The sequence below is a fragment of the Streptomyces sp. NPDC111628 genome (assembly GCF_055635195.1).
On sequence record NZ_JBVKBZ010000005.1, the window covers coordinates 162,341 to 176,056 of the forward strand.

Sequence of the window (13,716 nt, forward strand, 5' to 3'; positions counted from 1 at the left end):
ACCGCACCATGCCCGACCAGTCCATTCCGCAGGCCCGAGAGCCCGAGGCGACCCGCGGGACGCCCGGACCGCTCGACTCCGAGAACGCCGGCGCCGCCACCGCCCCCGAGGGCGTGTCGCGCCGGCGACTGCTCGGCACCGCCGGTGCCACCGGGCTCGTCCTCGGCGCGGCGGGCGCCGCCGCGGGCTACGCCGCCGCACCCTCGTCCGCCGCCACCCCCCTCACCTCGCTCGGCAGCGAGCGGGCGATGTTTCACGGGAAACATCAGCCCGGCATCACCACCCCCATGCAGGCCCGCGGGCACCTCGTCGCCTTCGACCTCGCCCCGGGCGCCGGACGCAAGGAGGCCGCCGCGCTGCTGCGCCGCTGGTCCGACACGGCCCGGCGGCTGATGGCGGGCGAGCCGGCCGGCAGCCGTGACACGGACGTGGCGAGGGACGCCGGGCCCTCCTCGCTGACCATCACCTTCGGGTTCGGGCACGGCTTCTTCGGCCGGACCGGTCTGGAGAAGCAGCGCCCGGTCGCGCTCGACCCGCTCCCCGACTTCTCCTCCGACCACCTCGACAAGAACCGCAGCAACGGCGACCTGTGGGTGCAGATCGGCGCCGACGACGCGCTGGTGGCCTTCCACGCCCTGCGCGCGATCCAGCGGAACGCCGGGGCCGCCGCCCGCGTCCGCTGGCAGATGAACGGCTTCAACCGTTCCCCCGGCGCCACCGCCCACCCCATGACCGCCCGCAACCTCATGGGCCAGGTCGACGGCACCCGCAACCCGAAGCCCGGCGAGGCCGACTTCGACCGGCGGATCTTCGTCCCCGAGGAGCCCGAGTCCGGGAAGGGCGGACCGGCCTGGATGGCGAACGGCTCCTACGTCGTCGTACGCCGCATCCGGATGCTCCTCGACGACTGGGAGGAACTGTCGCTCAAGGCGCAGGAGGACGTCATCGGGCGCCGGAAGTCCGACGGGGCGCCGCTGTCCGGAGCGAGCGGGGCCACCGAGACGACGGAGATGGACCTGGAGAAGACGGACGGGTCCGGAGAGCTCGTCGTTCCGATCAACGCCCACGCCCGGATCACCCGCCCCGACCAGAACGGCGGCGCGGCGATGGTCCGCCGGCCCTTCTCGTACCACGACGGCTTCGACGCCGACGGCGTCCCGGACGCCGGCCTGCTCTTCGTCTGCTGGCAGGCCGATCCGCTGCGGGGCTTCGTGCCCGTGCAGCGCAAGCTGGACCGGGGCGACGCGCTGTCGAAGTTCATCCGGCACGAGGCGAGCGGCCTGTTCGCGGTGCCGGGCGGGGCGTCGGAGGGAGAGTACGTGGGTCAGCGGCTGCTGGAGGGGTGAATCCGGGGGCGCATCACCCCGCGGAGGGGCTTGTGCGAGACGCGTGAGCCGGGTGTCCCGGAGCCCATTAGGGTGAGGACATGCCAGCCAGTTACGCGTATCTCGGCCCTGAAGGCACCTTCACCGAAGTCGCCCTGCGCACTCTCCCGGAGACGGCGACCCGGGAACTGGTCCCCTACGTCTCCGTGCAGTCCGCGCTCGACGCGGTGCGCACCGGCGAGGCCGAGGCCGCGTTCGTGCCGATCGAGAACTCCGTCGAGGGCGGCATCACCACCACCCTCGACGAACTGGTCGCCGGCCAGCCGCTGATGATCTACCGCGAGGTGCTGCTGTCCATCACCTTCGCGCTGCTGGTCCGCCCGGGCACCAAGCTGTCGGACATCAAGACGGTCACCGCCCACCCGGCCGCGCAGCCCCAGGTCCGCAACTGGATCAAGGCGCACCTCCCGGACGTCGCCTGGGAGTCGGCCGCCTCCAACGCGGACGGCGCCCGTCTGGTGCAGGAGGGGCGGTACGACGCCGCCTTCGCCGGGGAGTTCGCCGCGGAGCGCTACGGTCTCGAGGTGCTGGAGGCCGACATCCACGACGCGGAGAACGCCCAGACGCGCTTCGTGCTGGTGGGCCGCCCGGCCCGGCCCGCGGCACCGACCGGGGCGGACAAGACGTCCGTCGTGCTCTGGCAGCGCGACGACCACCCCGGCGGCCTGCGCGATCTGCTGGGCGAGTTCGCCACCCGGGGCGTCAACCTGATGTTGCTCCAGTCCCGGCCCACGGGCGCCGGGATCGGCAACTACTGCTTCTGCATCGACGCCGAGGGCCACATCTCCGACCGCCGGGTGGCCGACGCGCTGATGGGCCTGAAGCGCTCCTGCCTGCAGGTGCGCTACCTCGGTTCGTATCCGCGGGCGGAGGTCCGGCCGGCGGACGTGGACGCGCTGCGTCCGGGCACCTCGGACGAGGCGTTCGTGGCGGCGGCGGACTGGGTGGCGCGCTGCCAGGACGGCCGGTTCTGACCGTCGGGCCCCTCTGCTGACGTCGGGCCTATCTGCTGATTTTCGTTGTCCACAGAAGTTATCCACAGGTCCGCTTCTCGACCTGGGGACAAGTCGACAACGAAGGGGCATTCAGTCGACATATCCGCCTACAGCCCCCCGCTTCGCCCACAGGGGGCCAGGTCACCCTTCGTCCACCTGTTTCTTGTGCCCCATTCTCCGGAGTGACACCGGGTGCCCCGTTTCCACTCGAAAGTGGGGGCCCGGAGGGTTTGGACGGGCCGCCTCCAGGAATGAGGAATGATCACTTCCGTGCATCCACAGATCTTTCGCACACCCTGTGGATAACTTTTCCGGACTGTGGATTCCTGTGGACAGTCAGGCCCCAAGTCCCGTTCTCCACAAGGAGATCCGGTCAACCCGGCGCCCGTGCGGCGCCTCGTTCCGGGGATTCCGAAGCGCTTCATTGACCCGCCGAAGGAGATGCGCGGCCCGCGTACGGCAATAGTGGGTCGAGACCCGACACCACGCACCGGTAGCCTTGACCGCGTGATTGACCTTCGCCTGCTCCGTGAGGACCCCGACCGTGTGCGCGCCTCGCAGCGCGCCCGTGGAGAGGACGTCGCGCTCGTCGACTCCCTCCTGTCCGCCGACGAACGGCGCAGGTCGTCCGGCGTCCGCTTCGACGAGCTGCGCGCCGAGCAGAAGGGCCTCGGCAAGCTGATCGGCAAGGCCGCCGGTGACGAGAAGGCCGAGCTGCTCAAGCGGGCCGAGCAGCTCAAGACGGACGTCAAGGCCGCCGACGCCGAGCGCGACGCGGCCGACGCCGAGACCCAGGAGCTGCTCCAGCGGCTCGGCAACCTCGTCCACCCCGACGTGCCCGTCGGCGGCGAGGAGGACTTCGTCACGCTGGAGACGCACGGCACGCACCGCGACTTCGCCGCCGAGGGCTTCGAGCCCAGGGACCACCTGGAGCTGGGCCAGCTGCTCGGCGCCATCGACGTGGAGCGCGGCGCCAAGGTCTCCGGCTCGCGCTTCTACTTCCTGACCGGCGTGGGCGCACTCCTGGAGCTGGCCCTGGTCAACGCGGCGATCGCGCAGGCCACGGCGGCCGGCTTCACGCCGATGCTGACCCCGGCGCTGGTGCGCCCGCAGTCGATGGCCGGCACCGGCTTCCTCGGCCAGGCCGCCCAGGACGTCTACCACCTCGACAAGGACGACCTGTACCTGGTCGGCACGTCCGAGGTGCCGCTCGCCGCGTACCACATGGACGAGATCCTCGACGGCGACCGCCTGCCGCTGCGCTACGCCGGCTTCTCGCCCTGCTTCCGCCGCGAGGCGGGCTCGCACGGCAAGGACACCCGGGGCATCTTCCGCGTGCACCAGTTCGACAAGGTCGAGATGTTCTCCTACGTCCTGCCCGAGGACTCGCAGGCCGAGCACCAGCGCCTGCTGGAGTGGGAGAAGCAGTGGCTGACGTCGCTGGAGCTGCCGTTCCGGGTGATCGACGTGGCCTCGGCCGACCTGGGCTCCTCGGCCGCCCGCAAGTACGACTGCGAGGCGTGGATCCCGACCCAGGGCAAGTACCGCGAGCTGACCTCGACCTCGGACTGCACCGAGTTCCAGTCCCGCCGGCTGTCGATCCGCGTCCGCGAGGGCAAGAAGGTGCGCCCGCTGGCCACGCTCAACGGCACGCTGTGCGCCGTTCCGCGCACCATCGTGGCGATCCTGGAGAACCACCAGCAGGCCGACGGCTCCGTCCGCGTGCCCGAGGTGCTGCGCCCGTACCTGGGCGGCCGAGAGGTCCTGGAGCCGGTGGCCAAGTGACTGACACCGGTCCCGCCACGGCCTCCGGCACGCGTCCCGCCGGAGGCTTCCCCTACCGGCTGATCGCCACCGACCTCGACGGCACGCTGCTGCGCGGCGACGACACGATCTCGCGGCGCACCCGTGACGCACTCGCCGCGGCCACCGCGGCGGGCGCGGCCCACATCGTGGTCACCGGGCGGGCGGTGCCGTGGACCCGGCACATCCTGGACGACCTCGGTTACGAGGGGCTGGCCGTCTGCGGCCAGGGCGCGCAGGTCTACCACGCCGGGGAGCACCGGCTGCTGACCTCCGTGACCCTGGACCGGCAGCTGGCCGGGGTGGCGCTGGCCAAGATCGAGGCGGAGACCGGTCCGCTGTACCTGGCGGCGAGCCGGGACGGCCTGGAGGGCGACGTGCTGGTCGGCCCGGGCTACGCGGTCGGGGGCGACCTGCCGGCCGTGCCCTTCACCGACGCCTCCGACCTGTGGTCGGCGCCGCTGAACAAGATCTACATCCAGCATCCGACCCTGTCGGACGACGAGCTGGCCGAGACCGCCCGACGCGCCGCGGGTGGCTTCGTCACGGTCGTCATGGCGGGGGCGGGCGTCGTCGAGCTGCTGCCCCTGGGGCTGTCCAAGGCCACGGGGCTGTCGCTGGCGGCCCGTCGGCTCGGTCTGAAGGCCGCCGACACGATCGCGTTCGGCGACATGCCCAACGACGTCCCCATGTTCGGCTGGGCGGCCCGGGGTGTGGCGATGGCCAACGCCCACGAGGAGCTGAAGGCGGTGGCCGACGAGGTGACGTCCTCCAACGACGAGGACGGCATCGCGGTGGTCCTGGAGCGTCTGTCGGCCTGATGCCGACGCGGGGCCCGGCCCCCTCGACGTGGCCCCGGCGCACGAGGACGGACGGCGCCCGCGTCCCCGTCGGTCGGCCCACGCGGGGTGACCCGCGTGCTCGAAGCGGCCTCCCGTTGCGCCGGCGCCGTCCGTCCTCGTGCATCCCCCACAGTGCCGCCACGGGAAGCCGGGCGCCACCGATTAAAAGCGGACGTACGCCGCGTACCGGCGGCTCGCGGTCACTCCTCTCCGGCGAGGGTCAGGGAGCGCAGCTTCTGGCCGGCGTACCAGGTGGCGAGCACGGTCACCGCGGCGAGCAGCACCGTCGCGGTGGTCAGGCCGACGTCGGAGGTCACCAGGTTCCCGTCGGCGACCTTCTGGGCCACCGCCAGCGACCACTGCTGGACGCTCAGCGTGCGGGCCCCCGGCACCAGGGAGCCGAACAGGGCCTCCCAGACGAGGGCGTAGACGAGCCCGAAGACCACCGCGTGCCGGGACACCGTGCCCAGCAGCAGGAACAGCGCGGCGTAGGCGATGGAGGCGACCAGCGCGGCGATCGTGTAGGCGACGGCGACCTGCTGGCCGTTGCCGTTGAGGATCAGGCCCGCGAGCAGCGTGGGCACGGCGGAGAAGACCATCGTCACGGCTATGGCGACGATCAGCTTGGTGAAGATGATCGTCGGCCGCTTGATCGGCTTGGACAGCAGGTACACCACCGAGCCGTCGTCGATCTCCGGGCCGATGGCGCCGGTACCGGCGATGACGCCGATGATCGGCACCATGGTGGCGAGGGCGAACCCGCCCAGCACGTCGACCGAGGTCTGGTCGTCGGCTCCGGCGAGCGCGCGCACCGCGACGGCGATGACGAGCAGCAGCAGGGGGAGCACGCCCAGGATGAGGGCCCGGCGGCGGCCGAGCAGGGCCCGGTAGGTGAGTCGGGCGACTGTGGGGTCGTACATTCTTCGGCCTCCTACGCCGCGACGAGATACGAGAAGACGGACTCGAGGGACTCGTCGGACGGCGAGACCGTGAGCAGCCGGATGCCGTGGTCGCGGGCGACCTTCGGCAGCAGGACCGTGAACCGGCCGAAGTCGACGGCCTGGATGCGCAGGGCGCCCTCGGCGAGGTCGACCTCGATGCCGGACGTCGACGGGTCGGCGATCAGCGCGGCCGCGAGGGCCCGGTCGTCGCTGGAACGCACCAGGTAGCGGTGCGGCCGGTCGGTCATCAGGCGGCGGATCTTGCGGAAGTCGCCGCTGGCCGCGTGGCGTCCGGCGACGATGACCTCGATGTGCCAGGCGAGCTGTTCGACCTCTTCCAGGATGTGCGAGGAGAACAGCACGGTGCGGCCCTCGTCGCCCATGCGCCGCAGCAGGTCCATCAGCTGCATGCGCTGGCGCGGGTCCATGCCGTTGAACGGCTCGTCGAGCAGGAGCAGCGACGGCTGGTGGACGAGGGCGGAGGCCATCTTCACGCGCTGGCGCATGCCCTTGGAGTATGTGGCGATCTTGCGGTCCTGGGCGTAGGCCATCTCCACGGTGGCGAGGGCCTCGTCGGCGGCCTTGGCGCCCAGCCCGTGCAGTTCGGCGTTGGCGAGGACGAACTCGCGGCCGGTGAGGAAGTCGTACATCGCCTCCCGCTCGGGGACGATGCCGATGTGCTTGTAGATGTCCTCGTTGCGCCAGACCGGCTGGCCGTCGAGGGTGACGCTGCCGGTGGAGGGGGCGAGGAAGCCGCCCATCATGTTGATGAGGGTGGACTTTCCCGCGCCGTTCGGGCCGAGCAGGCCGGTGACGCCGGGGCCGATCGTCATGGTGATGTCGTTGACGGCGACCACGTTGCCGAACCAGCGGGAGACGTGGTCGATGTTCAGCGTGGTCACAGTCCCACCTTCTTGTAGCGGCGCATCAGCAGGCCGTAGGCGCCGGCGATCAGGCCGAGGGTGACGAGGACGTAGACCGCGCCCTCGGCGTTGCTCGGGCCTACCCCGCCGGGGGAGGCGGAGGTGGCGCCCAGGAAGGCGGACTGCACTCCGTCGATGAGGGTGATCGGCGAGAACAGGCCTATCCAGGCGACGGCCCCGGAGCTGCCCTGGACGTCCGCGATGGCCTGGAGCGTGGAGACCGCGCCGTAGGTGATGGTCAGGACGGCGATGACGGCCGCGATGCCGAAGCCTCGGCGGGGGGTGACCGACGCGACGACCAGGCCGAGGCCGGCGAAGAGCAGGGAGAGCAGTGCCACGGAGACCAGTCCCTGGGCGAACCCCTTGGTCTGGTCCGCGAAGTCGAGTTTGGCGAGCAGCGCACCCACGTAGAGCACCAGCAGGGGTGCGGCGGTGAGGATGAACAGGGCCGAGGCCAGCGAGGCGTACTTGGCGCGCACGTAGTCGGAGGTCTCGATCGGCCGGGAGAAGTACAGCGGCACGGTCTTGAAGCGCAGGTCGCGCGAGACGGACTGCGGGGCCTGGGCCGCGACGTAGAGACTGATGACGGCCTGCAGGACGATCGCGTAGCGCGTGTAGTCCACGGGCAGGTCGTTGGCCTTGGTGGCGACGGCGACCGCGACCATGATCCCCGCCGGGAGGCACATCACCACGAAGAGCAGCATCGGCAGCACCTTGGACTTGGCCGAGCGGCCGAGGCCGTAGGCACCGCGCAGGGACTGCGAGTACAGCGAGCGGCGGGCGTAGGCGCGGCCGAGGCGGGGGCCGTCGTAGCTGCGGTAGCCGATGTTGTGGATGCGGGTCTGGTCACCCGGTGCCACCGTGGCTGTGGGCTGTTCAGCTGCCATGGCCGACCGCCTCCTTCCGTTCTGCGTCGCTGTCGGTGAAGACCTCCGAGATGTGGTGCCGGCGCTGCTCCATGCGGACCAGGCCGACGCCGAGGTCGGCTATGACGTCGCGGACCAAGTCGTAGGTCTCCTCGCCCGCCGAGGTGAGCAGCAGGACGTGGCCGGCGCCGGGCAGGCCGCTGCCGTCCTGGACGGTGACCCCGCGCGCGTCGAGCGCGTCGCGCACCGCGCGGGTGCCGTCGGGGTGTGCGTCGGTGTCGGTGACCTCGATCGCGAGGGTCGTGGTGGTCTGGGTGAAGTCCGTGGTGGAGCTGGAGCGCAGCAGCTTGCCGCCGTCCACGACGACGACGTGGTCGCAGGTGCGTTCCAGTTCGCCCAGCAGGTGCGAGGTGACCAGGACGGAGATGCCGAAGTCGGTGTGGATGCGGCGGATGAGGCCGAGCATCTCGTCGCGGCCGACCGGGTCGAGGCCGTTGGTCGGCTCGTCGAGGAAGACCAGCTGGGGGTCGTGCACGAGGGCCTGCGCGAGCTTCACCCGCTGCTTCATGCCCGTCGAGTAGCCGCCGATGGGGCGGTAGCGCTCCTCGTAGAGGCCGACGTGGCGCAGGGTGTCGGCGGTGCGCTCGCGGGCGGCGGTGGGCGGCAGGCCGGACATGCGTGCCATGTGGACGACGAACTCGGTGGCCGAGACGTCGGGTGGCAGGCAGTCGTGCTCCGGCATGTAGCCGACCCGCTCGCGGATGTCGGCGCCCTTGGTGGCGACATCGAGTCCGAGCACTTCGGCCCGGCCCTCGGTGGCGGGAGACAGACCCAGCAGGATCTTGATCAGGGTGGACTTGCCGGCGCCGTTGGCACCGACGAGTCCGGTCACACCGGGTCCGACGTCCACGGAGAGCCGGTCGAGCGCGGTCACCCGGGGGAACCGCTTGCTCAGGCTTTCGGTCGCGATCACAGTCACATCGATGACAGTAGTGACGCCCGCCACTGCGGTCGTCAGACCGCAGAGCCGTCTTGGCGTCAGTCTCGAGTAGTACGGGCCCGTAGGGGATGCCGTACCTGAGAGCCACGGCACCGGTTTCCGAGGCCGCACCGGCCATCCTATTGACGTCGGGTCTAACAACTGGGAGATTCGGCGACGTCACGTTACGGGCGAGTAGCACGGTCCGCGCGGACCGCGCCGGGACGGCGAAACGGGGGTGGCACGGCATGGGTGGCACGACGACGACGGCGGCCGGACTCCGCGCGGAACTGCGGGGGTTCCGCGAGGTGCAGCGTCTCGCCTACGAGTGCGCCGAGGCCGTGGCCGCCCGGCTGGAACCGGGCGTGACCGAGCGCGAGGCGGCCCGCATGCAGCGCGCGTGGCTGCGGGCGCGGGGCGTGCGGGACTGGTTCCACCTGCCCTTCGCCTGGTTCGGCGACCGCACGGCGTTCACCGGCTTCCGGGTGCCGTTGCAGTTCTTCCCCACGAACCGCCGGCTGGAGCCGGGGATGCCGTTCATCCTGGACATGGCCCCGGTGTACCGGGGATTCACCGCCGACATCGGCTACTCCGGGGCGCTCGGTCCCAACCCGGTGCAGCACCGGCTGGCGGCCGACCTGGCGGCGCACCGCGAGCTGATCCTGCGCGAGGTGCGCGCACGCAGGCCGCTGCGGGAGATCTACGAGGACGTGGACCGCCTCATGGTCCGCCAGGGCTGTGCCAACCGGCACCGCGCCTATCCCTTCGGCGTCATCGCCCACAAGGTGGACCGGGTGCGGGAACGGCGGCTGTCCCCGCGCCTGTTCGGCTTCGGCACGCAGTCGCTCAAGGGGCTGGCCGGCGACGCGCTGCACGGCCACCGCGAGGGCTGGTCCCCGCTGTGGTCCCCGTACCGCTTCTCCGACCACCCGCCCCGGGCGGGGCTGTGGGCGGTCGAACCCCACCTCGGTTTCCGGGGTACGGGCGCGAAGTTCGAGGAGATCCTGGTCGTCACCGACTCCGCGGATCCCGAGGAGAGCGCCTTCTGGCTGGACGACGATCTGCCGCACGTGCGGCGCTGGGCGGAGGAGACATGACGGTGCTGGAGGGTGCGCGGGAGCGCCGGGTGCGCACGGGCGGGGTCGAGCTGTGCGTGGCGGAGCTGGGCGATCCGCGGCGGCCCACGGTCGTCCTGGTGCACGGCTACCCGGACAGCAAGGAGGTCTGGTCCGAGGTCGCCGCCCGCCTGGCCGACGCCTTCCACGTGGTCCTCTACGACGTCCGCGGCCACGGCCGGTCCACCGCGCCGAGCCCGCTGCGGGGCGGGTTCACGCTGGAGAAACTGACGGACGACTTCCTGGCGGTGGCCGACGCGGTCAGCCCGGGCCGTCCGGTGCACCTGGTGGGCCACGACTGGGGATCGGTGCAGTCCTGGGAGTTCGTCACGGTCAAGCGCACCGAGGGCCGCATCGCCTCCTTCACCTCGATGTCCGGGCCCTCCCTCGACCACTTCGGGCACTGGATCAACAAGCGCCTGAGGCGTCCCTCCCCGCGCCGGGTCGGGCAGCTCCTCGGCCAGGGCGCCAAGTCCTGGTACGTCTACCTGCTGCACACCCCCGTGCTCCCGGAACTGGCCTGGCGCGGCCCCCTCGGCAGGCGTTGGCCCGGCATCCTGGAGCGCGTCGAGAAAGTGCCCGGCGGCGACTACCCGACCCCGTCCCTGCCGTCGGACGCCGCACACGGGGCGTGGCTCTACCGGGACAACGTCCGGCCCCGGCTGCGCAGGCCGCGCGAGGACGCCTACGCGCACGCGCCCGTGCAGCTCATCACGCCCCTGGGCGACGCGTTCCTCTCCGAGCGGCTCTACGACGGTCTTGAGCTGTGGGCGCCGCGGCTCACCCGGCGCACGCTGCCCGCGAAGCACTGGGTGCCGCGCACCCGGCCGGACCGGCTGGCGGACTGGATCACGGAGTTCGTCACCGCCGTCGAGGACGGCCGCTCCGGGACCGGGGCGAACGGCAAGTACGCCGACCGCTTCGGTGGTCAGCTGGTCCTGGTCACCGGTGCGGGCAGCGGCATCGGGCGGGCGACGGCGTTCGCGTTCGCCGAGGCCGGCGCGCGCGTGGTGGCCGTCGACCGGGACGCCGAGGCCGCCGCCCGGACCGCGGAGCTGGCCCGGCTGATCGGTGCTCCGGCCGCCTGGGCCGAGACCGTCGACGTCTCCGACGAGCAGGCCATGGAGAAGCTGGCGGCCAGGGTCGCCGCCGAGTACGGCGTGGTGGACGTGCTGGTGAACAATGCCGGGATCGGCCTGTCGGGCTCCTTCTTCGACACCACGCCGGAGGACTGGAAGAAGGTCCTCGACGTCAACCTGTGGGGCGTGATCCACGGCTGCCGTCTGTTCGGCCGGCAGATGGCCGAGCGCGGGCAGGGCGGCCACATCGTCAACACCGCGTCGGCGGCGGCCTTCCAGCCCTCCAGGGCGCTGCCCGCCTACGGCACCTCGAAGGCGGCCGTGCTGATGCTGAGCGAGTGCCTGCGCGCCGAGCTGGCCGACCGGGGCATCGGCGTCACGGCGATCTGCCCCGGCCTGGTCAACACCAACATCACGTCCACCGCGCACTTCGCGGGCGTGGACGCCGAGGAGGAGAAGCGCCGGCAGCGACGCACCGCCCGGCTGTACGGTGCGCGCAACTACCCGCCGGAGAAGGTGGCGGACGCCGTCCTGGAGGCGGTCGTGCGCAACAGGGCGGTGGTCCCGGTGACGCCGGAGGCGCGCGGCGCCCACCTCATGTCCCGCTTCGCACCCCGGATGCTGCGGCGCCTCGCCCGGGTGAAGCCGCCCCTGTAGTTTCCACAGGATCCCCCAACCAGCCTGTGGATAACTCGACTTGACTGTGGATCAAACCCTGGCGGCAAAATCGATCGCGTGACACGCGTCTCACTAGGCAGGCTGGTGCCATGCAACAGGAACGCACGGTGAAGGTGTCCAAGTATCTGTCCAAGCACCTGCGCCACCAGCCGGAGAGGATCGGGCTCACGCTCGACGAGGGCGGTTGGGTCGAGATCGACACGCTCGTCGCCGCGGCGGCCGCGCACGGCTTCCCCTTCACCCGCCAGGAGCTCGACCACGTGGTCGCCACCAACGACAAGCGGCGCTTCGCGGTGGAGGGCACCCGCATCCGGGCCAGTCAGGGCCACAGCGTCGACGTGGATCTCCGGCTGCCCGTGGCCACCCCGCCGCCGTACCTCTACCACGGGACCGTGGCCCGGCATCTGGAGGCCATTCGGGCGGAGGGCCTGCGGCCGATGAACCGGCACGACGTCCACCTCTCGCCGGACCGCGAGACCGCGGCCCGGGTCGGGGCCCGCCGTGGCCGGCCGGTCGTCCTCCCGGTGGACGCCGCAGCCATGCACCGCGACGGCCACATCTTCCACGTCAGCGCGAACGGGGTCTGGCTCACGCAGCACGTGCCGTTCCGCTATCTGCGCTTTCCCGCTCCGCACTGACCCCGCATGATCGAGGGCATGGAGCACCTGCCCACCACCCAGTCCGCCGTGACCGCCCTCCGCGCCGTCGCCGAGGAGTACGCGCTGGAGATCGAGGTCACCGACGACATCGGCGCCGACCAGACCTCCCGCCACAGCGCCGCCGGGGTGGGGGTGACCACCGACACCGACGGCTCTCTCCCGCACGAGGCGTTCGTCGAGTTCGGCGGCGTCCCCCGGGTGAGCGTGCGGCTCTTCCACGAGGGCGACGCCCTGATCACCGTCGAGAACGTGGAGTTTCCCGATGTCGAACGTGACGACGTGCCCGCGTTCCTGCGCTCCGTCTTCGGCAGCCTCGCCCACGTCCACGGGCGCCGCTTCCCGCCCGGGTACCGCCTGATCGTTCCGCTGCCGGGCGACCGGGCCCACAAGGAGCACGTGTCGATGCTGCTGCTCACACCGTGGCTGAGCAGTCGCGTACGGTGACGGCGGAGGCTGTTTCACGTGAAACCGGGGGCGGCCGCTTAGGCTCGGAGACATGAGTCTGCGCCTGAGCACCGTGATCCTTCCGTACCGCCGCTGGCACGAGGGCGGCCGTTCGACCTGGACGCGGGCCGAGCAGCTCGGCTTCCACACCGCGTACACCTACGACCACCTCTCCTGGCGCAGCTTCCGGGACGGCCCGTGGTTCGGTGCCGTGCCGACCCTCACCGCCGCCGCGGCGGTGACCGAGCGACTGCGTCTTGGCACCCTGGTCACCTCGCCGAACTTCCGGCACCCGGTGACGCTCGCCAAGGAGCTGATCTCCCTCGACGACATCTCCGGCGGGCGGATCACGCTCGGGATAGGAGCGGGCGGCACCGGCTTCGACGCCACCGCGCTGGGCCAGGAGCCGTGGACGCCGCGGGAGCGGGCGGACCGGTTCGGCGAGTTCCTGCCGCTGCTCGACCGGCTGCTGACCGAGGACGCCGTGTCGTACGAGGGCGACTTCTACTCGGCGCACGAGGCCCGCAACATCCCGGGCTGCGTGCAGCGGCCCCGGCTGCCCTTCGCGGTGGCCGCGACCGGTCCGCGGGGGCTGGCGCTCGCCGCCCGCCACGGGCAGGCGTGGGTGACCACCGGCGACCCGAAGCTGTTCGAGAACGGCACCCCCCAGCAGTCGGACCGGGCGCTGCGGCAGCAGGGCGACCGGCTGGCCGACGCCTGTGCCGCGATCGGCCGCGAGGCGGGCGAGCTGGACCGGGCCCTCCTCACCGGCTTCACGCCGGACCGGAGCCGCCCGCTGGAGTCCGTGGACGCGTTCGTGGACTTCGCCGGACGCCACCGCGACCTGGGCTTCACCGAGCTGGTCGTGCACTGGCCGATCCCGGACTCGGACTTCGCCGCGGACGAGAAGGTCTTCGAGCGGATCGCGATGGAGGCACTGGCCCAGCTGAAGGAATGAGCGCGTGGAATCGAGCGGGGACCGGGAGCCGGGCAGGAGAGCCGTAGCT

Annotated in this window: 13 protein-coding genes; 9 read left to right on the forward strand and 4 right to left on the reverse strand. The window is 71.6% G+C overall.

Annotated elements, in window-relative coordinates; genetic code table 11:
* Positions 1 to 8 precede the first annotated feature (8 nt).
* The 4 genes from efeB (at position 9) to ACZ7MF_RS26595 (ending at position 5,004) form a co-directional block, all read left to right on the forward strand.
* A complete protein-coding gene (gene efeB / locus ACZ7MF_RS26580; protein WP_471480343.1) occupies positions 9 to 1,346 on the forward strand; it encodes an iron uptake transporter deferrochelatase/peroxidase subunit in 1,338 nt (445 codons plus the stop codon).
* Between the two features lie 80 nt (positions 1,347 to 1,426).
* A complete protein-coding gene (gene pheA / locus ACZ7MF_RS26585) occupies positions 1,427 to 2,359 on the forward strand; it encodes a prephenate dehydratase (protein ID WP_356866736.1) in 933 nt (310 codons plus the stop codon).
* A gap of 528 nt (positions 2,360 to 2,887) precedes the next feature.
* On the forward strand, positions 2,888 to 4,165 hold the full coding sequence (gene serS / locus ACZ7MF_RS26590; RefSeq protein WP_003974982.1) for a serine--tRNA ligase: 1,278 nt from the start codon (positions 2,888 to 2,890) through the stop codon (positions 4,163 to 4,165).
* Positions 4,162 to 5,004 (forward strand): HAD family hydrolase, encoded by an 843-nt coding sequence (locus ACZ7MF_RS26595; RefSeq protein ID WP_471480345.1) that lies wholly within the window; start codon positions 4,162 to 4,164, stop codon positions 5,002 to 5,004. The genes serS and ACZ7MF_RS26595 overlap by 4 nt, the downstream gene beginning before the upstream one ends.
* Positions 5,005 to 5,225: 221 nt before the next feature.
* Here the strand turns inward: ACZ7MF_RS26595 and ACZ7MF_RS26600 are convergent, their stop codons facing one another.
* The 4 genes from ACZ7MF_RS26600 to ACZ7MF_RS26615 are packed head-to-tail and all read right to left on the reverse strand — an operon-like array spanning position 5,226 to position 8,728.
* Entirely contained in the window at positions 5,226 to 5,945 is a 720-nt protein-coding gene (locus ACZ7MF_RS26600) for an ABC transporter permease (RefSeq protein WP_356866741.1), read from the reverse strand.
* An 11-nt stretch (positions 5,946 to 5,956) separates the two neighbouring features.
* Positions 5,957 to 6,868 carry an ABC transporter ATP-binding protein gene (locus ACZ7MF_RS26605; RefSeq protein WP_361013688.1) on the reverse strand — a complete coding sequence of 304 codons (912 nt, stop codon included), beginning with the start codon at positions 6,866 to 6,868 and terminating at the stop codon, positions 5,957 to 5,959.
* Positions 6,865 to 7,776: an ABC transporter permease gene (locus tag ACZ7MF_RS26610; RefSeq protein WP_471480347.1), complete on the reverse strand. Its 912-nt coding sequence runs from the start codon at positions 7,774 to 7,776 to the stop codon at positions 6,865 to 6,867. The genes ACZ7MF_RS26605 and ACZ7MF_RS26610 overlap by 4 nt, the downstream gene beginning before the upstream one ends.
* Positions 7,766 to 8,728, reverse strand: coding sequence for an ABC transporter ATP-binding protein (locus ACZ7MF_RS26615; protein ID WP_471481192.1), 963 nt, complete (start codon positions 8,726 to 8,728; stop codon positions 7,766 to 7,768). The genes ACZ7MF_RS26610 and ACZ7MF_RS26615 overlap by 11 nt, the downstream gene beginning before the upstream one ends.
* 254 nt (positions 8,729 to 8,982) lie before the next feature.
* Between ACZ7MF_RS26615 and ACZ7MF_RS26620 the strand changes: the two genes are divergently transcribed.
* The 5 genes from ACZ7MF_RS26620 to ACZ7MF_RS26640 all read left to right on the forward strand — a co-directional run bounded on the left by ACZ7MF_RS26620 (position 8,983) and on the right by ACZ7MF_RS26640 (position 13,667).
* Positions 8,983 to 9,831 (forward strand): M24 family metallopeptidase, encoded by an 849-nt coding sequence (locus ACZ7MF_RS26620; protein ID WP_471480349.1) that lies wholly within the window; start codon positions 8,983 to 8,985, stop codon positions 9,829 to 9,831.
* Positions 9,828 to 11,585 carry an SDR family oxidoreductase gene (locus ACZ7MF_RS26625; RefSeq protein WP_471480351.1) on the forward strand — a complete coding sequence of 586 codons (1,758 nt, stop codon included), beginning with the start codon at positions 9,828 to 9,830 and terminating at the stop codon, positions 11,583 to 11,585. Before ACZ7MF_RS26620 ends, ACZ7MF_RS26625 begins: the two co-directional genes overlap by 4 nt.
* Before the next feature lie 110 nt (positions 11,586 to 11,695).
* On the forward strand, positions 11,696 to 12,244 hold the full coding sequence (locus tag ACZ7MF_RS26630) for an RNA 2'-phosphotransferase (RefSeq protein ID WP_471480353.1): 549 nt from the start codon (positions 11,696 to 11,698) through the stop codon (positions 12,242 to 12,244).
* A 6-nt stretch (positions 12,245 to 12,250) separates the two neighbouring features.
* The gene (locus tag ACZ7MF_RS26635; protein WP_471480355.1) at positions 12,251 to 12,709 is read left to right on the forward strand and encodes a hypothetical protein; all 459 of its coding nucleotides are present in this window, start codon (positions 12,251 to 12,253) and stop codon (positions 12,707 to 12,709) included.
* 52 nt (positions 12,710 to 12,761) lie between these two features.
* A complete protein-coding gene (locus tag ACZ7MF_RS26640; protein ID WP_471480357.1) occupies positions 12,762 to 13,667 on the forward strand; it encodes an LLM class flavin-dependent oxidoreductase in 906 nt (301 codons plus the stop codon).
* Positions 13,668 to 13,716 lie beyond the last annotated feature (49 nt).